This is a genomic window from Acetobacter sp. (assembly GCF_047723915.1).
Classification (GTDB): domain Bacteria; phylum Pseudomonadota; class Alphaproteobacteria; order Acetobacterales; family Acetobacteraceae; genus Acetobacter.
The window spans coordinates 1-23,064 of the sequence record NZ_JBDOBQ010000036.1 but is presented as its reverse complement, the minus strand read 5'-3'; the positions used below and the strand labels follow the sequence as shown (position 1 = coordinate 23,064).

The window sequence follows — 23,064 nt, the reverse complement described above, 5'->3', positions numbered from 1 at the left end:
CAAACCATAAAAATACGATGCCAAAACAAATAAAATACCGCAGAGGCGGAAAAAAAGCGGCCCACAGGGGGCCGCCGGAGAAAGACAGGTTAACGCACGGTTTTGGATGGCGGCGCTGCGAGGGCCGTTTGCGGGAAGGCCGTCTGCCACCCCCCGCCAAGGGCGTTATAAAGCCGCACCAGATTATCGGACATGGTGCCCGTGCTATCCGCCAGCTGTGTCTGGGACTGTAACAGGCGGCGCTGTGTGTCGAGCACATAGAGATAACTTTGCAGCCCGTGGCGGTACTGACTTTGCGCAAGGTCCAGGGACCGTGTGTCCGCCGCGACCTGGGCCACCAGGTTCTGGTTGCGCCGCTGTTCCGCCTGATAGCTGGTCAGGGCATTGTCGACCTCACGCCAGGCATTCAGCACGGTCTTGCGGTAGCGCACGGCCGCTGCTTTCTGCGACGCCTTTTTCATCTGCAACTGGCCGGTCAGCCGCCCGCCCTGAAAAATGGGCAGGGTAATGCTGGGCCCGACATTCCAGGCGCGTGCGCTCCACAGCCCCAGATCGCGGAACGAGAAGGACTGCATGCCGAATGAGGCATCGATCGTCACCTTGGGGTAAAAATCAGCCTCTGCCTGCCCGACCTCTGCCGTTGCGGCATGGAGTTCGGCCTCCGATTCCCGGATATCAGGGCGGCGACGCGCCAGTTCGGACGGCAGGCCAAGCGGGGCGGCAGGGGGCAGAAGCGGAATGGCCCCCGTTTGTTGCAGTTCGCCATTCAACCCGCCGGGAGGAGACCCCATAAGCAGGTTGATGGCGTTGATCTGCATGGCGATACGCTGCTCATACTGGGGAATGAGCCCGCTTGTGCGCTCCAGTTCCGACCGCGCGCTTTCCACATCCAGATCGCTGACCAGCCCGCTCTTGTAGCGGGACGTGCTGAGCTTGAGCATGGCATCGGCCAGATCACGATTGGCCGTTGTAATCCGCAACTGTTCCTGCAGGGTACGCAGCATGACGTAATCGGACGCCAGTTCGGCCTGCCGGGCGACAAGAATACCGCGCCGTTCCTCTTCCGAGGCTTCAAGATACGCCTTGGCGGCCTCGTACTGCCTGCGCACACGCCCCCACAGATCGACCTCCCAACTAGCGGAAAGCCCGTCCTGCCACTGGTCGAGCAGGGGAATGCTGACACTGGAGGACTGGCCGCTCAGCATATCGCCCAGACCGGAGCCCGCGGCATTTTCGCCAATACGGTCGATAATCCGCTGCAGTTCCTTGCTGCTGTACTGCGCGCGCTTATAGCTGCCCATGGCGGACAGTTCGGGAAAACGTTCGGCACCCGCCAGCACAAGCTGACCACGGCTGACAGCGAACTGTTCCGTCGCCTGCTGGACATCGAGGTTCTGCTTGCTCAGCCGTTCTTCCAGCGCGGTCAGTTCCGGGTCGTGAAAAATGGACCACCAGGCCGGATCGGGTTCATCCTGGGTGGGCACGCTGAGCATATGCGACCGTGCCTGAGTGCCCTGCCGCGCAGGCGCGCCCGCAGGCTGCCATTGCGTCGGGCTCCAGCCCTGTGGCTGCTTGTAGTCAGGCCCGACGGCACACCCCTGCAGGACGCCCAGCATGACAGCCAGCGGCATTGAAAACGCCGACGCACGCACCATGGACCGCCCCTTAGGCTGCTTGACGCCACACCCTGTTGAGCCCGCCCGCTGCGTATTCACTCTTGCCACCCGCTTGCCCTCGTTGAAAATTAGGCTCCAGCCCATATTCTTGCTATACCAGATTTCTGCTGACCGACCGGTTCGGTCAGCATTACCCTATCGTCTTTCACCCGCGCGTCAATCTCCAGCAGTCAAAGCCTGTTCTTCATGCCTTCTTCCACACCTGACATCGCGTCCCCTGCCGTACCGTGCATGGGAGAGTCCGAAGCCAAACGCCAGCAGATTCTGGCCGGGGCCAAGGCCGTTTTTGCCGAGCATGGCTATGAAGGTGCGAGCATGTCGGTCATTGCCCGCAAGGCCGGGGTTTCGAAAGGCACGCTGTATAATTATTTTACCAACAAGGCCGACCTGTTTACCGCTTTTGTCGAGCAGAACTGTCGCGAAAAACTGCCCGCCGCTCTGGCTTATGTGCAGCAGGACGGTACCCCGCAGGATATTCTGACAGCCGTGGCCCGCGCCATGGTCCGGTTGATGACCCTGCCCGAAAGCCTGATGCTGTACCGGATCATTGTGTCCGAAGCGCCGCATTTTCCGCAACTGGCGGTATCATTCTGGGAACACGGCCCCCGAATCGTGATTGAGACCTTCGCCAACTGGATCCGTGAGCAGACCCAACGCGGCGCACTGGTGACGGATGACCCCGTTTTTGCCGCCGAACAGTTCTTTGCCCTGTGCCAGACCCATATCGCCCATCGCAAACGCTTCAACATGACGCTTGAGAACGAGGCCGCGACCGAGGAAAAGGTCATTCACAACGCCGTTCGGGTTTTTCTGGCCGCCTACGGCCCCACGACACCCCCCGCCTGAACGCGCGCAACAGACACATGCCACCTGCCGACGGATGAGCAGGCGGGCAGGCGGCATCGGGCACAAAAAAGCCCGCATGCCAGAGCGGCGTGCGGGCCTGAATGCGAAAAAGCCTGAGAAGGCTTATTTCTTCAACGCGTCAACCAACTGCGGCACAACCTCGAACAGGTCGCCCACAAGCCCGTAATCCGCCACCTGGAAGATCGGGGCTTCGGGGTCCTTGTTCACGGCCACGATCACGCGGCTGTCCTTCATGCCGGCCAGATGCTGGATAGCGCCCGAAATACCGAAGGCCATATACAGTTCCGGCGCCACGATCTTGCCGGTCTGGCCCACCTGATATTCGTTGGGCACGAACCCGGCATCGACCGCCGCGCGCGATGCGCCGACCGCAGCACCCAGGCTGTCAGCCAGCGGGTCGAGGGCGTGGAATTTATCCTCGCTCTGCATACCGCGACCACCCGACACAACCACCCGCGCCGATTCCAGATCGGGGCGTTCGGAATCGGACAGGCGCACAGCCTCGAACCGCGAGACATCGGCACTGTCCACCGGGGCCACGACTTCGATCGCGGCAGACCCGCCTTCGGCCGGGGCGGCATCGAACGCGGCACTGCGCACGGTCAGCACCTTTTTGGCATCCGACGAACGCACGGTCGCCAGCGCATTGCCGGCGTAGATCGGGCGCACGAACGTATCGGCCGATTCAATGGCCACCACGTCAGGAATGGGCTGCACGTCCAGCAGGGCTGCGGCACGCGGCAGCACGTTCTTGCCCGCAGCCCCGGCCGCCGCCACGATATGGTCGTAGCCGGGAGCGAGGGCGGCGATCAGGGCCGCCAGCGGTTCAGCCAGTTCATGCGCGTAACGCGCATCCGCCGCATGCAGCACCTTGCTGACACCCGCGACAGAAGCCGCGGCCTGCGCCACGGAGGCATCGCCCGTGACCAGCACATGCACATCGCCCAGGCGGGCGGCGGCCGTAACGGCGGAAAGGGCTGCTTTTCTGATCTGCCCACTTTCATGGTCCAGAAGAACAAGAGCGGTCATGCTCAGATCACCTTTGCTTCGTTACGCAGTTTTTCCACCAGTTCGGACACGGAACCCAGTTTTTCACCCGCCTGACGGGACGAAGGTTCCGCCACGGACACGATGGTCAGGCGCGGCGCCATATCCACACCCAGATCAGCGGCCTGAAGGGTTTCAAGCGGCTTTTTCTTGGCCTTCATGATATTGGGCAGGGAGGCATAGCGCGGTTCGTTCAACCGCAGGTCCGCCGTGATGATGGCCGGCAGCGACAGGGACACATCTTCCGCGCCGCCATCGATTTCGCGGCTGACCAGCACGCGGCCATCGGCCAGTTCGACCTTGCTGGCGAACGTGCCCTGACCCCAGCCCAGAAGCCCCGCGAGCATCTGGCCCGTGGCGTTCATGTCGTCATCAATGGCCTGCTTGCCCAGAATGACCAGACCGGGCTCTTCCTTTTCCACCAGCTTTTTCAGCACCTTGGCGACTGCCAGCGGTTCGGGGCTTTCCTCGGACAGGACCAGAATGGCGCGGTCCACACCCATGGCCAGGGCCGTACGCAGCGTGTCCTGTGCCTGCTGCACGCCAATCGACACGGCAACCACTTCGGTCGCGGCACCTTTTTCGCGCAGACGCACGGCTTCTTCCACCGCGATTTCGTCAAACGGGTTCATGGACATCTTGACGCCAGTGGTCTCAACACCACTGCCATCTGCTTTTACGCGCGGTTTGATGTTGTAATCAACAACCCGCTTTACAGGTACAAGTATCTTCATAACATCTTTCACTTGCAACGCAGGAGAGTTCAGAAAACCCATACCGCATCTTGGCAAAAAGCCACAACCAGGGGGTGAGCAGTTACATGCCGACCGGATAGCTGGGACCGCCGCCGCCTTCTGGCGTGGTCCAGTCTATGTTCTGTGTCGGGTCCTTGATATCGCAGGTTTTGCAGTGAACGCAATTCTGCGCGTTGATCTGCAGGCGCGGGCTGGTGGCCTCGTCCGCAACTTCATAAACACCCGCAGGGCAGTAGCGCGCTTCGGGCGCACGGAACACGTCCCAGTTGACCGTTTTCCACAAGGACGGATTTTTCAGCCGCAGGTGAATGGGCTGGTCTTCCTCATGATTGGTGGCGGACAGAAAGACCGAGGACAGACGGTCGAATGTCAGCTTGCCATCCGGCTTGGGATAGAGCGGCTTTTCCGACAGGGTAGCGGGTTCGAGCGTTTCGTTGTCCTGATGTTTGAAATGCAGGGTCCAGGGCGCGCGCCCACGCAGGACCATGGCGTCGAGCGCTGCGTACACAGCCCCGCCCTTGGCCCCCCACCGGGCAAAGGCCGGGCGGATGTTGCGCGCCCCGCGCAGTTCTTCCCACAGCCAGGACTTGCGGACACGCTGGGTGAAGGTCGCCGGTTCGATCCGGTCCGCCTTGATGGCGTCCACCACCGCTTCAGCCGCGAGCATGCCCGATTTCATGGAGGTATGCGTACCCTTGATCTTGGGCACGTTCAGAAAACCGGCCGAATCCCCGATCAGCGCCCCGCCGGGAAAGGTCAGGCGCGGAATGGACTGCAACCCGCCCTCGGACAGCGCGCGCGCGCCATAGGTGATGCGCCGCCCGCCTTCCAGATGCTTGCGAAAGACCGGGTGCAGCTTGATCCGCTGCATTTCCTCGAAGGGGGACAGCCAGGTATTGGTATAGTCCAGCCCCAGCACGAACCCGTAGGATACAAGGTTTTCGCCAAAATGGTACAGCCAGGCACCGCCGTAAGTCCTGTCGTCCAGCGGCCAGCCAAAGCTGTGCTGCACCAGACCGGGCCGGTGGTTTTCGGCCGGGATTTCCCACACTTCCTTGATACCCAGGCCGTATGTCTGCGGGTCCACGCCCTTGCGCAGGTCGTAATGCGCCATGACCTGCTTGGTCAGCGACCCACGGCAGCCTTCCGCGAACAGGGTATAGCGGCCGCGCAGTTCCATGCCGGGCTGGTAGTTCGGGCCGGGCTTGCCGTCGCGCCCCACGCCCATGTCACCAGTGGCGACACCCACCACGCGGTTATCCTCGATCAGAACCTCGGCCCCGGCGAAACCGGGATAGATTTCAACCCCCAGTTCCTCTGCCTGGGTGGCAAGCCAGCGGCAGACTTCACCCAGGCTGACCACGTAGTTGCCGTGGTTGGCCATATGCGGCATGACCCGGTCCAGGAACGGCACGCGCAGGCCGCGCGTGGGGGTCATGTAAAACATGTCTTCCGCCGTCACGGGCGTGTTCAGGGGCGCGCCACGTTCACGCCAGTCGGGCAGCAGCTCGGCCAGGGCGCGCGGTTCGATCACGGCACCAGAGACGATATGCGCCCCGATCTCGCTGCCTTTTTCGATCAGGCAGACGCTTGTGTCAGGCGCGAGCTGACGCAGCCGGATGGCAGCGGCCAGCCCGGCAGGGCCACCCCCCACAATGACGACATCGAACTCCATCGACTCACGCACAGCGTCACTCATGCCCCTCTTACCTCGTTATGATCTTTCAATGAGTGTCCTAAACCCCATCTGGCGCCAAATTGCAAAACATGTCTGACGATACAGCCGGGCTTTTCGCACGCCACGGCGTTCAGTGCCGGGTGGCGCTCCGGGGGCCGAAGGCGAGTTCATGCACGGCACGCCAGCTTTCATCGACATAATTGACGATCAGCGTGCGGCGGGTGCCTTGAATCGGGCGCCGGACAAAACCATGCCATGTCCGGTCGGACGGAATGAACAGCACGGCGGAATTGAACAGGGCCGGCGCACGCACCGCCGATGCACCATCGGGCAGCATCAGGTCCGTGCCCCAGTCCTCTGCCCCTTCCCCTTCGGACAGGGAGACAAGCAGGGTCAGTTTCTTGGCGCCGATATCGGTATGCGGGGCAAGCCAGAATCCGTCGGTATCCAGACAGAGTTCAAGCCGCAGCGCCGCAGTGTCGAGCGACGTGCCGCAGACGGTCTCGAACGCCTGACGCATGGGGGCGGCGTCGAACTGGTGCGCCATGGCGTCAAGCCGGGGTTCACGCGCACGGGTTGCAGGATCGACGAACACACGGTGGGCGTTGCGGGTTTCACGCCGGCCGCCGACATCGCCCGCGACAGCACCTTCACCCGGGTTCCACGCAACAAGAGCGTCACACGCCGCGGGGGGCAGAACGTTCTCCAGTTGCCAATGCGCGAACGGATAGGTGGCCACAGGGGTATGGGCCAGCGTTTCGGGCAGGGAGAAACCCCCAGCGTGCAGGGGCAATGTGGTATCGGAACCCATGATGGCCGATCCTTCGACTGAACGAGAGATATGCCGCGCATGACGGGCTGCCAGGGCCGGGCGGCATCGCTCCTGTCTTTCAGGAGTCTTCCCTCACATGCGCCAAAATGCCTTGCGGATCAAGCCATGCGGGTCCCGCCTGCATGACGACAGGGACTGCACACCCCACCATAAACCAAGCCGGAACAGAGGGTTACGGACCGAAGGCGCGGCGTGGCCACCGCTTACAGGGTGCTGGAAAAACGCGGCGTAAACGCACCCTGATCCGCCACAGCGTCGGCCGTGCCGGCAGGACCGTTGACCGGGGGCACAGCCCTGGCCCCTGAAAGCGGGCCACCGGACTGATCACCGGAGTGGCCATGGGGCTGATCGCCGGATTGCCCCCCGGACAGGCCACGCCGCGCGCCATTCTGGCGGCTGTCGCGGCTATGGCCCTGCCCGCCGGCCCGTTCTGCCTGTGCCATCAGGCCCGCGCGATGTGTATCGAAAACGGCGGCGACATTGCGCAGGAACGGCCGCCCCAAATCCGTAACCCGGATGCGCCGCCCTTCCAGCACGACAAGGCCATCCTGCACAAAAGGAGCCAGCGCATGCAGTTCAGCCGTAAAATCGGGCAGTTCCATACCCGCTGGCGGCACAACCCCGTCCAGATCCACGCCCATGTCGCACATGATCCGCTCGATAATCCCGCCGCGCAGCCGGTCGGTGGGGGTGCGGGCAATACCGCGCGCCACGGGCAGGGCCGCGTGGCCCGCCATGGCCCGCGCATAGGCGGAGGGCGAGGTCACGTTCTGCGCGAAGCCCTGGGGCAGCATGGAAATGGCGGAAGCCCCCATGCCCAGCAGCACATCGCACGAATCGGTCGTATAACCCTGAAAGTTACGATGCAGCGTGCCTGCACGGGCCGCGCGGGCCAGAGCGTCGTCCGGCCGGGCGTAATGGTCCAGCCCCACGGCCACATACCCCGCCTCGCACAGAACCCGGTCGATCCGCGCGCGTTGCTCAAGCCGCATCATGGAGCCGGGCAGGGCGTCGGCGGGCATGGTGCGCTGGCGTTTCTGTTTCCATGGCACATGGGCGTAGCCGAACACCGCCAGCCGGTCCGGCCCCAGATCGGCAATACGGGCCGCGGTCAGGCCCACGCTTTCAGCCGTCTGATAGGGCAGGCCGTAAATGAGATCGATATTGACCCCTGCAATGCCGGCACCACGCGCCAGGGTCATGCAGGAGCGTGTCTGTTCCAGGGACTGATGCCGGCCGCAGGCGTCCTGCACCTTGGGGTCCAGATCCTGCACGCCAAGGCTGACGCGGTTGAACCCCAGTTCGCCCAGCAGGCGCGGATAGTCGGGCGGCAGGTGGCGGGGGTCCAGTTCCATGGCCAGTTCGGCGTCGGCCCCGATCTGGAAAAACCGCCGCGCGGCCCGCATGATATGCCGCAGTGCCGCCGGGGGCAGGGTTGTGGGCGTTCCACCGCCGAACTGCACATGCCCGACCGCAACGCCTTGACCCGTCAGGGCCGCCACACGGCGCATTTCCTCGCGCAGCAGGTCGCCATAGGCCTGCCGTCCTTCGTCATGGCGCATGACAGACGTATTGCAGCCGCAGAACCGGCACAGTTCGTCGCAGAACGGAACGTGAAAATACAGGGAAACAGGGCCGCGCGATGGAAGGTCTTTCAACCAGCCTTCCACCTGGGCCGGGCCGACCGCGTCCGTAAAGCTGGCGGCGGTCGGGTAGCTGGTATAGCGCGGCAGGTTTCCGCCGTAGCGGAGAACCAGGTCATGCAGTGACACCGCGCTCATACCGATCAGAACCGGTAGGCGATACCGGCGGAAACCACGGTGGGGTCGAGCGATTCGTGGGCGCGGACCTTGATGGTTTCGGACTGGTTTTCCAGCCAGCCGTGCATGCGCACGAAAAGCTGCTTCACATCGGCATTGAAGAACCAGTTGCCAACCACCTGGTAATCAAACCCGACATTGACGGACGGACCACCCGTAAAGCCGACATTCAGCTTGTTGAGCGCATAGGCCGAACCCAGATTGCCCAGAGCGCCCGCCGCATGCATGCTGTGGAACCACATCATGGTGCCGCCCACGCCCACATAGGGGTTGAAACGCTTGTGGGGGCGGAAGTGGTAGGCAATGGTAATGGTGGGCGGCAGAACCCAGGCACTGCCCACGTCAACCTTGTTGCCCGGGCCGACATTGCCGCCAAGACCGGCAACGGCGCTACCCAGTTCACCCCCATGGGACGCCACTTCATGGCGCATGCTGGTGGCGATCAGGTCGACCGAGATATTGTCGGTCAGGAAGTATTCGACCGTCAGTTCCGGCATGGCCTGGTTGGTGGTGGACAGACGCCCGCCAGCCATGGGCGTGTTGTTGGGAACGCCCACCGCCTTGGCGGACAGCCAGGTGCGGCCGTCACGGTCCTGCGGCAGAATACCCACGCCCGAGAAACGGATCATGAAGTCACCCTTGCCCAGACCGATACGGGTGCTGGCGCAGGTTTCGAAAATGCCGCAATGCCCGCTGGGCGGGGGCGCATCGGGAATCCGGCTGACGACCGGCGCATTCACGTAGGCGGCCTTGTCGGCGGCGGGGGCCACGGTCTGGGCCTGAACGGTCTGCGCCTGGGCGGCACCGGCCATGGTGGCGACACCGGCGGCCATGGCTGTAAGGAGGGAACGGAGCTTTACCATACCTGCTGTCTCTTCCACGATGGTCAATAACGTTTCGGTGTGGAGAAATCATGCCCGGCCCACGGCCACCTTGATTTAGATCAACCCGACAGGCCATGTGGCGCGATCGATTTTTATTGTGACATTTTAATCACAAGCAGCAGACAGGCCCGGCCTCCCTGCATGCGGTACCCGTACCGCCGACGCACATGTGGCATACCCTGCCTGTCATTGATTTATGTCAAAAATGCCATAATAATTATGGACGCATTTGTTTTTGTGTTTCTACCGGGATAACTGGCTGCTGCGTACCTCCAGAGCGCTCGGTTTGCGGATGATACAGCATGGCTCCTCCCCTCCAGACATCAGCCTTCTTCAGTCCGGGTCTGGGCGTGCATCCAACGCGGCAGGCCGACATCCAGCGCTGCCTGCTATGCGACCAGCGCGACGCAAACCTGTGCAGCGGTCTGGACAAGCAGGGGCTGGCGGCGCTGTCCCAGTCGTCCAAGAGACTCGTGCTGCCCCCTGGCACGACCATGGTGGAAGAAGGCGAACCGGCGGTGTCGTTTTTCAATGTGACACAGGGCACGGTCAAGCTGTTCAAGTCCCTGCCCGATGGCCGCCGACAGATCACGGGGTTTGCCGATCCGGGCCAGTTTCTGGGCCTGAGCGCGTCGGATGTGTATTCCTTCGGGGCGGAAACGGTGGATACCGTGCAGGTCTGCCGCTTCCAGCGCCCCCAGCTTGAAGCATTGCTGAGCGATTTTCCCGTCTTCGAGCGCAACCTGCTGACAGCCGTGACCGACCGCCTGGCCGAAGCGCAGGAGCAGATGCTGCTGCTGGGCCGCAAGACCGCACGGGAAAAAGTGGCCACTTTCCTGCTGGACCGCCTGCATGCCCATGACCATGCCCGCGCCACCGCCGCCGCACGCGAGCATGACGATGACGCAGCCCCCGTTACCGAGCATATAGCCTCGGTCCCCATGACGCGGATCGATATTGCCGATTATCTGGGCCTGACGATCGAAACCGTCAGCCGCACGATCAGCGCACTGCGGCGCGAACAGATCATCGCCAACATGGAAAACCATGCCATCCGCATTCTGGCCCCCGCCGTCCTGCGCCAGATCGCCTCGGGCCAGCAGGGCGGCTGAGCCACCTTTTCTGCCCCAAAAAGACCGGCAGGCAGAATCTGGCCGGCAGACCCTGCCTGCCGCAACAACTGACAGGTCCGCCAGACCGGGAACAACCGGCCCGACATCCATGACGCGGCTGGCCCGTGCAGCCATAAAAAAACCGGCCCCCCGAAGGGAGCCGGTTTTCATACATTGCACGAAAGCGCGTGGGCTCAGTTATCGTCGTCCCCGTCATCCGTTCCGCTATCCGCCGGGGGGGCCGAAGCGGGCTGGTCGGGAGAAATGGCGATAAAGAGCGACTGGTTCTCACGCAGGATCCGCAGCAGCACCGGCTTTTTGGCCGCCAGCGCCGCCTTGACGTCGGCCGCAACCGTGCGGGGGTTGTCCACCGCGTCGTTGCCCACCGCCTGGATAAGATCGCCCGGACGCACGCCAGCCTGATCGGCAGGCGATCCGGCTTCGACATCGCTCACCACCACGCCATGCACACTGGCCGCCAGACCAAGCTGCTGGCGTAGCTGCGCTGTCAGCGGCGCAAGGGCAACGCCCAGACGCGGGCCGCTGGCAGCACCCGTGCCACCCCCGTGCGCATTGGGCGTGCTACCCGCCAGATTGCCGATCTTGAGCGACAGGGTCTGGGGGGAGCCCGCACGGATATACGCGACAGTCACCTGCGTACCGGGCGCGATGGAGGCCACGCGCACCGCAAGGTCATGCGGGCTGGCGACCTTCTGGCCATTGAAATCGGTAATCACGTCCTGGGCTTTCAGCCCCGCCTTTTCCGCCGGGCTGCCCGGAGCCACGCTGGCCACCAGCGCACCGGAGGGCAGCGCACCCTGTTCCTTGGGGGTGGGCAGGTTGAGCGCCCGCGCCAGCACCGGCGAGATCGCCTGCGCGTTCACGCCCAGATAGCCACGCACCACATGCCCGGTCTTGCGCAGCTGGTCGACCACCGACCGCACGGTATCGGACGGGATGGCAAAGCCGATCCCGATGGACCCCCCGCCCGAAGGCGAAAGAATGGCGGTGTTGACCCCCACCACCTTGCCGTCCTGCGTGAACAGCGGACCGCCGGAGTTGCCACGGTTGATGGGCGCATCCACCTGGATGAAGTTGTCGTACGGCCCTTCGTTGATGTCACGCCCACGGGCGGAGACAATGCCCGCCGTGACCGTACCGCCCAGGCCATAGGGGTTGCCCACGGCAATCACCCATTCACCGGGCTGTACGTCTTCGGATTCGCCCAGTTCGATAAAGGGCAGTTTCTGTGTCGCGGCGACCTTGAGCAGCGCAAGGTCGGTCTTGCTGTCGCGCCCGACAATCTTGGCGGGCAGGGTTGTCCCGTCATCGAACGTGACAGTGACCTTGGTGGCCCCTTTCACGACATGGTTGTTGGTGACGACATAACCGTCGGCCGAAATGACAAACCCCGACCCGCGCGCTTCGACAAGCTGGTTGGACGGCTGGGGCGCCATCTGGAACGGGAAGGGGAACGGAAAGGGCGAACCGCCCATGCCACCCATGCCACCGCCTTCGCCCTCGACCGCGTCGGCACGGATCATGGCGGTAATGGACACCACCGCCGGCTTGACCTGCTTGACCAGGCCCACAAAGTCGGGAATGCGCTGCGCAGGTTCGGTGGGCTTGATAACACCGGCTGTATCCGCCCAGACCGGGGAGGTGGAACAGAAACCGGCCCCAAGGGCAAAAGTGCAACCCGCCAGCAGCGCCAGGGCCTTGTTTCGGGTTCCGCTATAGCTGTCATGGCGGCTTGGGCCATGCTGTTTACCAATCGTCACAGATTTTCCAGACATCACGACTTCGACTGTTCCTTGTGTTACGCCCCCGACGGGACACCACGCCAGCACCGCGCGGGTCGCGGGTACCGCCTGAACATGTGAGAAGACCCCGGACATAGCCAGAACCGCAGCCTCCGCGACCCTTACGCGTTACACGCTAACATGGTTTCCCCCGTAAGGAAAAAAAGCCCCCGGGCGTCCTATTCTTCCCCCGCACACCCGCCGCGCAGGGCCTGGAAAAATGTCCTGAGCAGGTCTGTCGCCTGGCCTTCGCACACACCGCCCACCACCTCGGGCCGGTGCAGGGTCTCGGGCCGGTAAGGCAGGCGCGCACCGTGTTCGACAGCCCCGCCCTTGGGGTCGTACGCCCCGAACACCAGCCGCCCGACCCGGAAATGGGCCAGAGCCGCGGCACACATGGGGCAGGGTTCAAGGGTTACCACCAGCGTGCAGTCGGCCAGCCTGCGCCCGCCCCGCCGCCGCAGGGCCTCACGCATGACCAGCATTTCGGCATGGGCGGAGGGGTCTTTGCATTCCTCCACCCGGTTGCCCGCCCGCGCCACCACAGCCCCGGCACCGTCCAGCAATACCGCCCCCACCGGCACCTCACCCCGTGCGGCGGCGGCGCGCGCTTCTTCCAGGGCCAGAGCCATTTCGCCACGGTCACACCAGGTTTTCACGAACGGGCTCTCCTTGCGGCGGGGGGTGATCGGCAGTGCGTTTTTGCCCCGGTGTTTTTCCGTTATGCGGGCTCACGCAATATTTCAACGACACGGCAACCGTTCTCTGGTCGGGCGCGTATGACAGTTTATGGACAACGCCACATTTTCCTTGATTTTTTGCCGCTTTTTATCCAGCATGCCTTAAAGTCGCCACGGTTCGTTCTGTAACACATTACAGCATGGCGGCGGAATTTCTCATGCTCCTTACGGGTCTGACAGAAAGGATCGGAACCATGCACACCCTGTCTTTCATTCTGGCCGCCGCAGCCATCGGGCTTGGACTTGCCGCCGCTGACAGGCTGCCCACGGATTCCAGCACCCGCCCCGCCACAGGCCTGTCCGCCCGCGTTCTGCACGCCAGCATCCCGTCGTTCCTGTCGCATTAAGCGATTACGGTCAAAAAAAGCCCGTGGCTGGCTGGCAGCGTCGGGAAAAGCTGCTCTGAAACATGTTCCCGGACATCCGCTTTGTTTCAGTGCGGTGGAGTCCTGGCCGCACCGCCACCCCCGGTTTTTTTGAATGATCGCCACACCGCGCAGCGCCGACAGTCCGGTCCGGCCTGTTCCTGTCTGTCACGACATCGCCCCTTACCCCCGATCCCGCGGGCGGCATGGACCTTGCCCCGCCATTGTGGCACCTGAAGCTGGCGCCTTTCACCCGTCATGCGCTTTGCGTTCAGAACAGGCAGGATCATGGTTTCCCAACGTCCGGTTATTGGCATCACCCTCGACCTGGAAGAAGGGGGTGCCCAGCAGTATTCCCGCTTTAGCTGGTGCGCCCTGCGTGAAAACTATCTGTCCGCCGTGGCCACGGCCGGGGGGCTGCCTGTGGCGCTGCCCCTTTTCCCCCAGCTCGGGGCCGATTACATGGCCCATATGGACGGGTTGCTGATAACCGGTGGCGCGTTCGACATAGACCCTGCCCTGTATGGCGAAACCGCGCAGCACCCAAGCGTAACCCTGCGCCCCCGCCGCACCCGGGCCGAAAGCGCCTATCTGGCCGCAGGCCTTGAACGCGGCATACCCATTCTGGGAATATGCGGCGGCATGCAGCTTATGGCCGTGGCCATGGGCGGCACGCTGGTCCAGCACATTCCCGACGAAAACCCCACCGCCCTGCCGCATGAACAGCCCAACCCGCGCAACGAGGCCAGCCACGCCGTTGACATCGTGCCCGATACCCGGCTAGCCGGGCTGGTGGATGGGCGTATGCGCATTGCCGTGAACTCCGCCCACCATCAGGCCGTGCGCACGCCCGGGCGTGGACGGATCAACGCCATGGCGGAAGACGGCATTATCGAAGGGATCGAAGATCCCGCCCACCGTTTTTTCCTTGGCGTGCAATGGCACCCGGAATTTGGCATAGACCCCGCAGACAGGGCCCTGTTCCGGGCTTTCGTCAAGGCAGCAGGAGAACAGGGGTGACCCAGGACACGCGCGGAGAACGCATTGCGAAATGGCTGGCACGGTCAGGTGTGGCCAGCCGGCGCGACGCCGAACGCATGATAGAGGAAGGGCGTGTGCGCCTGAACGGGCACCCCGTCACCCATCCGGCGACGTTTGTGGGGGAGGGCGATATCGTTCTGGTGGACAGCCAGCCCGTATCCGCCCCCGAACGCACCCGGCTGTGGCGCTACCACAAGCCCGACGGGCTGGTGACCACCCACCGCGACCCCGAAGGCCGCCCGACTGTGTTCGGTTCCCTGCCCGAGGGCATGCCGCGCGTAATCAGTGTCGGCCGGCTGGACCTGAACAGCGAAGGCCTGCTGCTGCTGACCAATGACGGCGCGCTGGCCCGCAAGCTCGAACTGCCCTCCAACGGCTGGCTGCGGCGCTACCGCGTGCGGGTGTTCGGCGTGGTGGACGAACAGCGTCTGGCGGGGCTGGCCCAGGGCTGCGTGTTCGACGGCGTGCGCTACGGCCCCATTACCGCCGCCCTCGATTCCCGCAAGGGTGACAATGCGTGGCTGACCGTCTCGCTGCGGGAAGGCAAGAACCGCGAGATCCGCAAGGTCATGACCGGGCTGAACCTGCATGTCAGCCGCCTGATCCGCACAAGCTACGGGCCGTTCCAGCTTGGCACGCTGCTACGTCGCGAACTGGAAGAAGTGCCCCCCCGTATCCTGCGGGACCAGTTGCCCAAAGGCGAGGCCCCGCAGACCAGCCCCCGATCGCGCTGATGGTCCGGATCATCGCCGGCGCCCGCAAGGGCCGGGTGCTGGTCACCCCCGAAGGCTCAGCCACCCGCCCCACGGCGGACCGGGTGCGCCAGGCCCTGTTCGACATGCTGGCCCATGCACCCTGGGGTGGAGCGGACCTGCTGGCCGGGGCACATGTGCTCGACGCATTCGCAGGTACCGGCGCACTGGGGCTGGAAGCCCTGTCACGCGGGGCCGGGCATGCGACATTTTTTGAAACCGACCGCGCGGCCCTGGCCGCCCTGCGCGCCAATATCCGCGCCTGCGGGTGGGAAAACCGCTGCACCGTGATCGCCCGGGATGTGACGGCCCCGCCCCGCATCAAGGCGGACCAGACCCCCGCCGGTCCGGTCCCCGCCAGTCTGGTCTTTGTGGACCCGCCCTACCGTATGACCCTGCCCGCGCGCGCCCTGACCGGCCTGAAAGCCTCGGGCTGGCTGGCCGAAAACGCGACCGTCGTGATCGAAACCGGGCGTGACGAACCCCTGCCTTTTACAGACACCACGGCCCATGCCGCACCGTCCGCCGCGACGACCCGGCCTGCCGGACAGGCCGCCCCCCCCTCAGCCGCGGCCGAACCGGGTGTTTTTGCCCCATCCCCACATCACGAAGCCACGGGTGGCCCGCGCTGGCTGGCGGAACGCCAGCATGGGGCCGCCCGCCTGTCGATCTGGCGGCTCTGAACCATACCATGGGGTACGCCAATACGGGCTGTTACCCGTACGGCAGGCGGATATCGGCCCGGCACTGATTGAGACACCGGTTCAGAAACAGGCAACAACGCACACCACACCGCCCCAGAAACACGCAGACCGGGCACAGCATCCTGTTCCAAGCCGCAGGGCCCGTGCGGAGCAATAGCCGGACAGGACGTCGCGGCCGTACGCGCAGGTGCTGAAACAGTCTCTTAGGTGTGGTGACAATGGGCAAGCTGCGCTACACAGGGCGGATTGGAACAGAAGTGGATCAGGAAGGCGGAACCGTACATGGCCGGAAGCGTGAACAAAGTCATTCTCGTGGGCAATCTGGGCAAGGACCCCGAGGTGCGCACCAGCCAGAGCGGCGCGAAGATCGTCTCCTTCCCGCTGGCCACCAGCGACACCTGGAACGACCGCGCCTCCGGCGAGCGGCGTGAGCGCACGGAATGGCACCGCGTGGTGCTGTTCAACGAACGTCTGGCCGATGTTGCCGAACGCTTCCTGCGCAAGGGCCGCAAGGTTTATCTGGAAGGTTCGCTGCAGACCCGTAAGTGGACAGACCAGGGCGGGCAGGAACGATTTACGACGGAAGTCATCATCGACCGGTTCCGTGGCGAACTGGTTCTGCTGGACAGCCGCAACAGCGAAGGTGAAGGCGGTGGCGGGTATGGCGGCGGGGCCAGCGGTGGCTCGGGCGGCAGCAGCTACGGCGGTTATAGCGGGGGTGGCGGCGGCGATTACGGCGCACCGTCCGCGGCACCTGCGCGCGGGGGTTCCGCACCCCAGCGTGGCGGTGGCGCGCCCTCTGGCGGGTGGGATGCATCGGGCAGCAGCGATCTGGACGACGAAATCCCGTTCTAAGCACCTGCGCCACCCGGCATGTCCCCCGGGTGGCCCGTCTTGCCTATAGTCCAGCCGGGCAGCATATGCCCTTGCCAACAGGTCGGGACAGACAGCCGGAACACCGGCTCGGGCCATTGTTTTCTCGTGTCCTGAATGCTCAAAAATGCCCGGCGGCATGATGCGGCACGACGAGAGGAGAATGAATGATGCCCATAGCTCCCCCCCGCACCGCGACGACCCGCACCCAAGCCAGCACGCCAAACGGGACCCGCCCCAGCAGGGCCCGAGGCACCGCCCGGATGGAGAGGCACCCGCCTGCCACGCGCCTGCCCGCAGCCAGGCCAGACACGGCGCATGACACAGCTCATGACATGGCGCTGTATGACACTCCCAGACCAGGTCTGCGCGAACGCAAGCAGGCACGCGCCCATGACACACTGATTGCCGAGGCCATGCGGCTGTTTTCCGCCCAGGGGTACGACCAGACCACCGTGGACGAAATTGCCGAAGCCGCCGACATGTCCCGCCGCACGCTGTTCCGCCTGTTCCAGACAAAAGGCGATATCGTTCTGGCCTGGACACGGGGCATGACACAGACCCTGACAGAAGCCCTGGCCACCTGCCCGAAAGACATGCACCCCGCCGATGCGATGATGCATGCCTTTATCTCGCTCGTGCCGCGCATTGCCGCCAACCGGCGTGACACCTATGCCTTTGTCTACCTGATCGAGAAAACACCGTCCCTGCAAAGCGTCAGTCTGCAGAAATACGCCACATGGGAAAACTGCCTGACCGAAGGCCTGCTCCTGCGCATTGTAGAGCGCAAAAACCGCAAAAACGCGGCCCGGCTTATGGCGCGGGGGGGCATTGCCATTTTCCGCACCGCACTGGATGAATGGATCAGACTGAAAGGGCGCCCTGCCCTTGTGCCGCTTCTGCAAAAAACCTATGCGCTGCAGGCGTCCTTATGGCCCACGCCACATGACAGCCTGCCGGATGGTACAGAGCCTGAAATGTCGCAGGAGACGTAAAACTCTTAAACGCTGCCCTCAAACGCGGCGCGGATAAAAAGCAAAAATTTTCAGATAGCGTGTTTTTACAAAAATCCCGACTTCAGAATTTTTTAAGCATTTAATCAGAAACTCATCGAAATATTCTGTCTATTCCAAAACCCGGACTTCAGGACCGCCGCCAGAAATTTCCACGACGGCACTTGTCCACCGCAACGTTTCCGCCACCCCGCGCGCATCCGCCGCACCTGCCCCGAGGCAGATGCGGCAGGCATAAGCGCCCTTAATCCAGGCGAACCGAAGGCCGCACGAACACATCCAGCCAGTCGACCAGGCAGGACATGAGCCCCCGAAATGTGCCGTACAGTTCGAACTGATGCTGACGGTACAGCATGAGATGCACCATGCGCGCGCTGATCCCGCGCAGCCAGCCACCACCGAACACCTTGCCACCGGGGAACGTACCCCAGCCGTTATAGTCACCCAGCGCGACAACGGCCCCCTTGTTATGGAATGCAAAGGCAGGCAGCGGACGCCCCGCAAGCCAGCCGGGAATGGCGCGGGCAAGGTGGTGAGCCTGCTGGCGGGCCGCCTGCGCGGTCGGAGCCACAGGTTTTTCGGCTATGAACGCGCAGTCGCCCATGGCAAAGATATTGTCGTCCTCCAGCAGTTGCAGGGTGGGACGCACTTCAAGCTGCCCGGAACGCGAAAGCTTTATTCCGCCAAAATTCCTTGTAACATCGGGTGCTTTTACACCTGCTGCCCATACCCGCAGGGTCGCTGGCACACGGGTGCCGTCCTTGAGCACAAAGCCGTCCTTATCGGCCCCACTGACCATGGCGGATGTCTGAACGCTGACACCAATCGCTTCAAGCTGCCTGGCGGCGGCGGCGGATACCGCGTCGGGAAAAGCGGGCAGAATACGTGGACCTGCCTCAAGGAGAGTAATTTTCAGTTTCGGTGGCTTTTTGCCAAAACTGTAGAGGGATGCGAGATCGAGCGCCTTGTGCAGTTCGGCGGCAAGCTGCGTGCCCGTGGCACCTCCGCCGACTATGGCTATATCCAGTTCCTCGTTATTGCCGAACGCCTTGAGCAGTTCCATGCGAAAACGGTCGTTAAAACCGTTTGCTTCCACAAGGTTATCGATAAACAGGCAATGTTCGGCAACACCGGGCGTCCCGAAGTCGTTGGCACGGCTGCCGATGGACAGAACGAGCGCATCGTATTCCAGCTGGCGTTCGTCCAGCACGATCTCACCGCCCGAATCAATAACCGGGGCCAGCGTTATGGTTTTGGCCGCACGGTCCATACCGGCAATTTCGCCGGGCCAGAATTCGAAATGATGGCGGCTGGCCTGCGACAGAAAACTGATACGATCATTTTCGTTCGCCGCCGTGCCCGCCGCGAAACAATGCAGCATCGGCTTCCAGACATGCGCGAAACTTTTGTCGACCAGCGTTATTTCAGCCCGCCCCGATTTGCCGATCGCGTTGCCCAGCCGGGTTGCCAGCGCAAGCCCCGCCACACCGCCGCCGACAATCACGATCCGAAATTTCTGTGCCATCTTCTCTCCCCCCAACCCTGCCGCACCGCTGGTGTGCCAAAAAGGCCCATATCAGACGAAACGGGAAAACCTTTTATAATACGTGACACATTCAAAATACTTTATGGCCAGCAGGTACGCGCCCGTGTCGGGCACGCACACCGGTCATGACCGGCAGGCCGAACCAGCCCACCCCCATGACCGGCACCTGCATGGCCGTTTGCGGATCAGAAGAAGCCAAGCTTCTTTTCGCTGTAGCTGACCAGCATGTTCTTGGTCTGCTGGTAATGTTCGAGCACCATCTTGTGGGTTTCACGCCCGATGCCCGATTTTTTGTAACCGCCAAACGCCGCATGGGCGGGATAGACGTGGTAGCAGTTGACCCATACGCGCCCGGCCTCAAGCCCACGCCCCATACGGAAGCAGGTATTGGCGTTACGGCTCCACACACCCGACCCCAGACCGAACGGTGTGTCATTGGCAATGGCCAGGGCTTCTTCTTCCGTTCTGAATGTCGTAACCGCCAGAACGGGGCCAAAGATTTCTTCCTGGAAGATGCGCATCTTGTTGTTGCCCTTGAACACGGTAGGCTGCACGTAGCACCCGCCGTTCAGATCCGTGCCAAGATCGGGGCGGCCGCCGCCGGTCAGCAGTTCGGCCCCTTCTTCCCTGCCGATATCGATATAGGACAGGATTTTTTCCTGATGCCCGTGCGAATTCTGCGCACCCATCATGGTGTTGGGGTCCAGCGGGTTGCCCTGGCGGATGGCCTTGATACGGGGCAGCGCGCGTTCGATGAATTTGTCATAGATCGATTCATGAACCAGCGCACGGCTGGGGCACGAACAGATCTGGCCCTGGTTGAGGGCAAACATCGTGAACCCTTCTATCGCTTTGTCCAGATAGTCGTCATCGTGGTCCATGACGTCGGCAAAGAAGATGTTCGGGGACTTGCCACCCAGTTCCAGCGTTGCGGGAATAAGGTTTTCAGCCGCCGCATGGGCGATCATCTTGCCGGTAGGGGTGGAACCGGTAAACGCCACCTTGGCAATGCGCGGGCTGGTGGACAGCGCGGCCCCCACGTCGCGGCCAAGACCGTTGACGATATTGAGCGTGCCCGGCGGGAACAGATCGCCGATCAGTTCCATCAGCACCAGAATGCTGGCCGGTGTGGTTTCAGCCGGTTTCATGACCACGCAGTTCCCCGCCACCAGTGCGGGAGCCAGTTTCCATGACCCCATGAGCAGCGGGAAGTTCCACGGAATGATCTGGGCCACAACACCGAGAGGTTCATGGAAGTGATAGGCGATGGTGGTGTCGTTGATTTCGCTCAGCGTGCCTTCCTGCGCGCGGATGCACCCTGCGAAATACCGGAAATGGTCGATCGCCAGCGGAATATCGGCGCTCAGCGTTTCGCGGATGGGCTTGCCGTTGTCCCATGTTTCCGCCCGTGCGAGCAGATCGAGATTCTGCTCCATTTTATCGGCGGCTTTCAGCAGGATCAGCGCGCGATCGGCTGGCGCCATATGGCCCCATGCGGTCTTGGCGCTATGCGCGGCGTCCAGTGCAAGTTCGACATCGGCGGCGGTGGAGGCCGGAACTTCGCACAGGACCCGCCCGTCCACGGGGGAGGTATTGGTCAGATAATGACCTTCGACCGGGGCCACCCATTTGCCACCGATATAGTTTCCATAACGGGATTTGAACGGTGGCGGCGCGGAAATGCTCTCTGACGACATGGTTATGTTCCTTCAGGACTTTTTCGTACCCGGCCCGCCTTGTGGGTGGCCCGTCATGAGCACTCCATGAATGTGCGCGGCAATCGGGCACATTCTGTCGCACGGCAAAAACCCGGTACGGTACACTAAAAACTCGGCAAGACGTGTCGCGGCTCTGCCCATATTCCCCACCGGGCCGACAGATCATCCACCCATGCGGGATCACACCTCATGGTCGTGAACCCGCATGGAAGAGGATCGCCCGGAAGATCGGACAGAACCTGCATGACACCCCGGCATGACCCCGGGCCTGTCTATGTCCATCGATATATAGACATGGGCGGCGCTGCAAGTCGGCCTGATGTAACGTAAGCGTGATACAGGCATCTGGTGTCATAAATTATGTTATATGAATTGTTTAATATCAATGTGTTATAATTTTCCAGAAATAGGACTTATTTAGTTCTTTATGGAATTCACACGTGCGCCACAGCCGCCGCGACATGGTGGACGATCATGCGCCAACCCGGACGCGAATCACAGACGGAACAGAATGTCGTTTTTTAAATTCCGTTATTATGTCAGGATAATATTGAGCAGGATGACAAACATCCCCACCACGCTGCCGCCAGTTCGTTGAAGACCAGCATCGGCGCACCATATGCTGGGCCGCCCCGTCAACACAGGCCGGAACACCAGCCAGACACCATGACCATGCCAGAACGTGACGCCGCGCATACAGGGCAGGTGCTGGCACCCACCGGATCGACACGGTGTCCGGGACCGGCTGGCAACCCCACAAGCGTTCCGCGCCGGTATGTCCATGGCATGACACGACCAGACAGACCCGCACCCCGCTCAAGACGTCCTGCCGGCTCTCACGCGTGCAGAGGGCGCCCTGCGCAGCGACATCGGCCCCGAACCGCCACCCAGCCAGGACCCAAGGCCGAGCGGGGCGCGAACCACGGTACTCTTACCCCCTTACCCCATACGCCCACCCTGCCGGAGCGCCTGCCAGCGGTTCACCCTACCCACCGGGCAGCAACAGGCCCTGAGCCTGCAAGAGCGAAAGCCCGCCCGCATGGGGCACAGCACCTTGCGGGAGCGCGGGTAGCATACCTCGGCGGATGGGTTGGGCACGTCCGGCGTTTTTGCCGCAACCCGGTCCGGGTGCATTTATTACTCGGTGCGTATAGGAGTTTTTCTTTACGTTAATTATACGAGTGTTTTCCTTCTTTTCCCGCTTGCGCATAAATTTCTTGGCGGACGGACATGTTGCCGCTATAAGCCGCGTCATTCTTTCAAGGCAGAGTCTCTGTCATTGGAAAGGCTGACGATACACATGATTACTCTACCGCCAGATTATCGCCCGTCCGAAGACGAAGAGTTCATGAGCCCTCTTCAAACGGAATATTTCCGGCAGAAACTGCTCAAATGGCGTGCCGATCTGCTGAAAGAAGCGGGGGATACGCTGGCCAGCCTGTCCGAAGGCGGCATTCATGAGGCCGACATCACGGATCGCGCCAGTGTCGAAACCGACCGCGCCCTTGAACTGCGCACCCGCGACCGGGCACGCAAGCTGATTGGCAAGATCAACCTGGCACTTCAGCGCATTGAAAACGGCACCTACGGCTATTGCGAGGAAACAGGCGAGCCCATCGGCCTGAAGCGGCTGGAAGCCCGCCCGATCGCAACCCTTTCGATCGAGGCGCAGGAACAGCACGAGCGCATGGAAAAAACCCACCGGGACGATTAATTTTCGTTTTTTTTGATCCCGGCAGACTTGCGGCGGAACGCGTGAACCGCTAGAACGCCCCGCAGACGGCGCTGCTGTAGCTCAGTGGTAGAGCACTCCCTTGGTAAGGGAGAGGTCGACAGTTC

Annotated in this window: 21 protein-coding genes; 9 read left to right on the top strand and 12 right to left on the bottom strand. The window is 62.6% G+C overall.

What is annotated here, in order from left to right; translation table 11 throughout:
* Positions 1 to 89 precede the first annotated feature (89 nt).
* The gene (locus tag ABF990_RS13730; RefSeq protein WP_415500715.1) at positions 90 to 1,655 is read right to left on the bottom strand and encodes an efflux transporter outer membrane subunit; all 1,566 of its coding nucleotides are present in this window, start codon (positions 1,653 to 1,655) and stop codon (positions 90 to 92) included.
* Positions 1,656 to 1,862: 207 nt separating this feature from the next.
* Here ABF990_RS13730 and ABF990_RS13725 point away from each other — a divergent pair, with 207 nt between their 5' ends.
* Positions 1,863 to 2,522, top strand: a complete 660-nt coding sequence (locus tag ABF990_RS13725; RefSeq protein ID WP_415491946.1) for a TetR/AcrR family transcriptional regulator — start codon at positions 1,863 to 1,865, stop codon at positions 2,520 to 2,522.
* A gap of 123 nt (positions 2,523 to 2,645) precedes the next feature.
* Here ABF990_RS13725 and ABF990_RS13720 read toward each other — a convergent pair whose 3' ends face one another.
* The 6 genes from ABF990_RS13720 to ABF990_RS13695 all read right to left on the bottom strand — a co-directional run bounded on the left by ABF990_RS13720 (position 2,646) and on the right by ABF990_RS13695 (position 9,538).
* Positions 2,646 to 3,572, bottom strand: a complete 927-nt coding sequence (locus ABF990_RS13720) for an FAD-binding protein (protein WP_415500716.1) — start codon at positions 3,570 to 3,572, stop codon at positions 2,646 to 2,648.
* Positions 3,573 to 3,574: 2 nt separating this feature from the next.
* Complete coding sequence (locus ABF990_RS13715) at positions 3,575 to 4,324, bottom strand: electron transfer flavoprotein subunit beta/FixA family protein (RefSeq protein ID WP_415491948.1); 750 nt, start codon at positions 4,322 to 4,324, stop codon at positions 3,575 to 3,577.
* An 82-nt stretch (positions 4,325 to 4,406) separates the two neighbouring features.
* Complete coding sequence (locus ABF990_RS13710; protein ID WP_415491949.1) at positions 4,407 to 6,044, bottom strand: electron transfer flavoprotein-ubiquinone oxidoreductase; 1,638 nt, start codon at positions 6,042 to 6,044, stop codon at positions 4,407 to 4,409.
* Between the two features lie 109 nt (positions 6,045 to 6,153).
* Positions 6,154 to 6,834: a 2OG-Fe(II) oxygenase gene (locus ABF990_RS13705; protein WP_415500717.1), complete on the bottom strand. Its 681-nt coding sequence runs from the start codon at positions 6,832 to 6,834 to the stop codon at positions 6,154 to 6,156.
* 224 nt (positions 6,835 to 7,058) lie between these two features.
* Positions 7,059 to 8,636 carry an oxygen-independent coproporphyrinogen III oxidase gene (gene hemN / locus ABF990_RS13700; protein ID WP_415500718.1) on the bottom strand — a complete coding sequence of 526 codons (1,578 nt, stop codon included), beginning with the start codon at positions 8,634 to 8,636 and terminating at the stop codon, positions 7,059 to 7,061.
* Between the two features lie 5 nt (positions 8,637 to 8,641).
* Complete coding sequence (locus tag ABF990_RS13695; RefSeq protein ID WP_415491953.1) at positions 8,642 to 9,538, bottom strand: OmpW/AlkL family protein; 897 nt, start codon at positions 9,536 to 9,538, stop codon at positions 8,642 to 8,644.
* Positions 9,539 to 9,861: 323 nt separating this feature from the next.
* Here ABF990_RS13695 and ABF990_RS13690 point away from each other — a divergent pair, with 323 nt between their 5' ends.
* A complete protein-coding gene (locus tag ABF990_RS13690; RefSeq protein WP_415491954.1) occupies positions 9,862 to 10,671 on the top strand; it encodes a Crp/Fnr family transcriptional regulator in 810 nt (269 codons plus the stop codon).
* Between the two features lie 194 nt (positions 10,672 to 10,865).
* On the opposite strand, the gene ABF990_RS13685 is transcribed toward ABF990_RS13690, so the two are convergent.
* Positions 10,866 to 12,467: a Do family serine endopeptidase gene (locus tag ABF990_RS13685; RefSeq protein ID WP_415491955.1), complete on the bottom strand. Its 1,602-nt coding sequence runs from the start codon at positions 12,465 to 12,467 to the stop codon at positions 10,866 to 10,868.
* A gap of 185 nt (positions 12,468 to 12,652) precedes the next feature.
* Positions 12,653 to 13,105 carry a nucleoside deaminase gene (locus tag ABF990_RS13680; protein WP_415491964.1) on the bottom strand — a complete coding sequence of 151 codons (453 nt, stop codon included), beginning with the start codon at positions 13,103 to 13,105 and terminating at the stop codon, positions 12,653 to 12,655.
* 302 nt (positions 13,106 to 13,407) lie between these two features.
* Here ABF990_RS13680 and ABF990_RS13675 point away from each other — a divergent pair, with 302 nt between their 5' ends.
* From ABF990_RS13675 to ABF990_RS13650, 6 genes are all read left to right on the top strand, one after another.
* Complete coding sequence (locus ABF990_RS13675; RefSeq protein ID WP_415491956.1) at positions 13,408 to 13,560, top strand: hypothetical protein; 153 nt, start codon at positions 13,408 to 13,410, stop codon at positions 13,558 to 13,560.
* A 306-nt stretch (positions 13,561 to 13,866) separates the two neighbouring features.
* Entirely contained in the window at positions 13,867 to 14,598 is a 732-nt protein-coding gene (locus tag ABF990_RS13670) for a gamma-glutamyl-gamma-aminobutyrate hydrolase family protein (protein ID WP_415491957.1), read from the top strand.
* Positions 14,595 to 15,353: a pseudouridine synthase gene (locus tag ABF990_RS13665; protein WP_415491958.1), complete on the top strand. Its 759-nt coding sequence runs from the start codon at positions 14,595 to 14,597 to the stop codon at positions 15,351 to 15,353. Before ABF990_RS13670 ends, ABF990_RS13665 begins: the two co-directional genes overlap by 4 nt.
* Positions 15,353 to 16,054 (top strand): 16S rRNA (guanine(966)-N(2))-methyltransferase RsmD, encoded by a 702-nt coding sequence (gene rsmD, locus ABF990_RS13660; RefSeq protein ID WP_415491959.1) that lies wholly within the window; start codon positions 15,353 to 15,355, stop codon positions 16,052 to 16,054. The genes ABF990_RS13665 and rsmD overlap by 1 nt, the downstream gene beginning before the upstream one ends.
* Before the next feature lie 303 nt (positions 16,055 to 16,357).
* On the top strand, positions 16,358 to 16,930 hold the full coding sequence (gene ssb / locus ABF990_RS13655; protein ID WP_415491960.1) for a single-stranded DNA-binding protein: 573 nt from the start codon (positions 16,358 to 16,360) through the stop codon (positions 16,928 to 16,930).
* Positions 16,931 to 17,283: 353 nt separating this feature from the next.
* Positions 17,284 to 17,943 (top strand): TetR/AcrR family transcriptional regulator, encoded by a 660-nt coding sequence (locus tag ABF990_RS13650; RefSeq protein ID WP_415491966.1) that lies wholly within the window; start codon positions 17,284 to 17,286, stop codon positions 17,941 to 17,943.
* Positions 17,944 to 18,205: 262 nt separating this feature from the next.
* Here ABF990_RS13650 and ABF990_RS13645 read toward each other — a convergent pair whose 3' ends face one another.
* From ABF990_RS13645 to ABF990_RS13635, 3 genes are all read right to left on the bottom strand, one after another.
* Positions 18,206 to 19,486 carry an NAD(P)/FAD-dependent oxidoreductase gene (locus ABF990_RS13645; protein WP_415491961.1) on the bottom strand — a complete coding sequence of 427 codons (1,281 nt, stop codon included), beginning with the start codon at positions 19,484 to 19,486 and terminating at the stop codon, positions 18,206 to 18,208.
* Between the two features lie 91 nt (positions 19,487 to 19,577).
* Positions 19,578 to 19,706, bottom strand: coding sequence for a hypothetical protein (locus ABF990_RS13640; RefSeq protein WP_415500720.1), 129 nt, complete (start codon positions 19,704 to 19,706; stop codon positions 19,578 to 19,580).
* The gene (locus tag ABF990_RS13635; protein ID WP_415491962.1) at positions 19,693 to 21,204 is read right to left on the bottom strand and encodes an aldehyde dehydrogenase family protein; all 1,512 of its coding nucleotides are present in this window, start codon (positions 21,202 to 21,204) and stop codon (positions 19,693 to 19,695) included. Before ABF990_RS13635 ends, ABF990_RS13640 begins: the two co-directional genes overlap by 14 nt.
* A 1,321-nt stretch (positions 21,205 to 22,525) precedes the next feature.
* Here ABF990_RS13635 and dksA point away from each other — a divergent pair.
* The gene (dksA, locus tag ABF990_RS13630; RefSeq protein ID WP_207845048.1) at positions 22,526 to 22,939 is read left to right on the top strand and encodes an RNA polymerase-binding protein DksA; all 414 of its coding nucleotides are present in this window, start codon (positions 22,526 to 22,528) and stop codon (positions 22,937 to 22,939) included.
* The last annotated feature ends 125 nt before the right edge of the window (positions 22,940 to 23,064 follow it).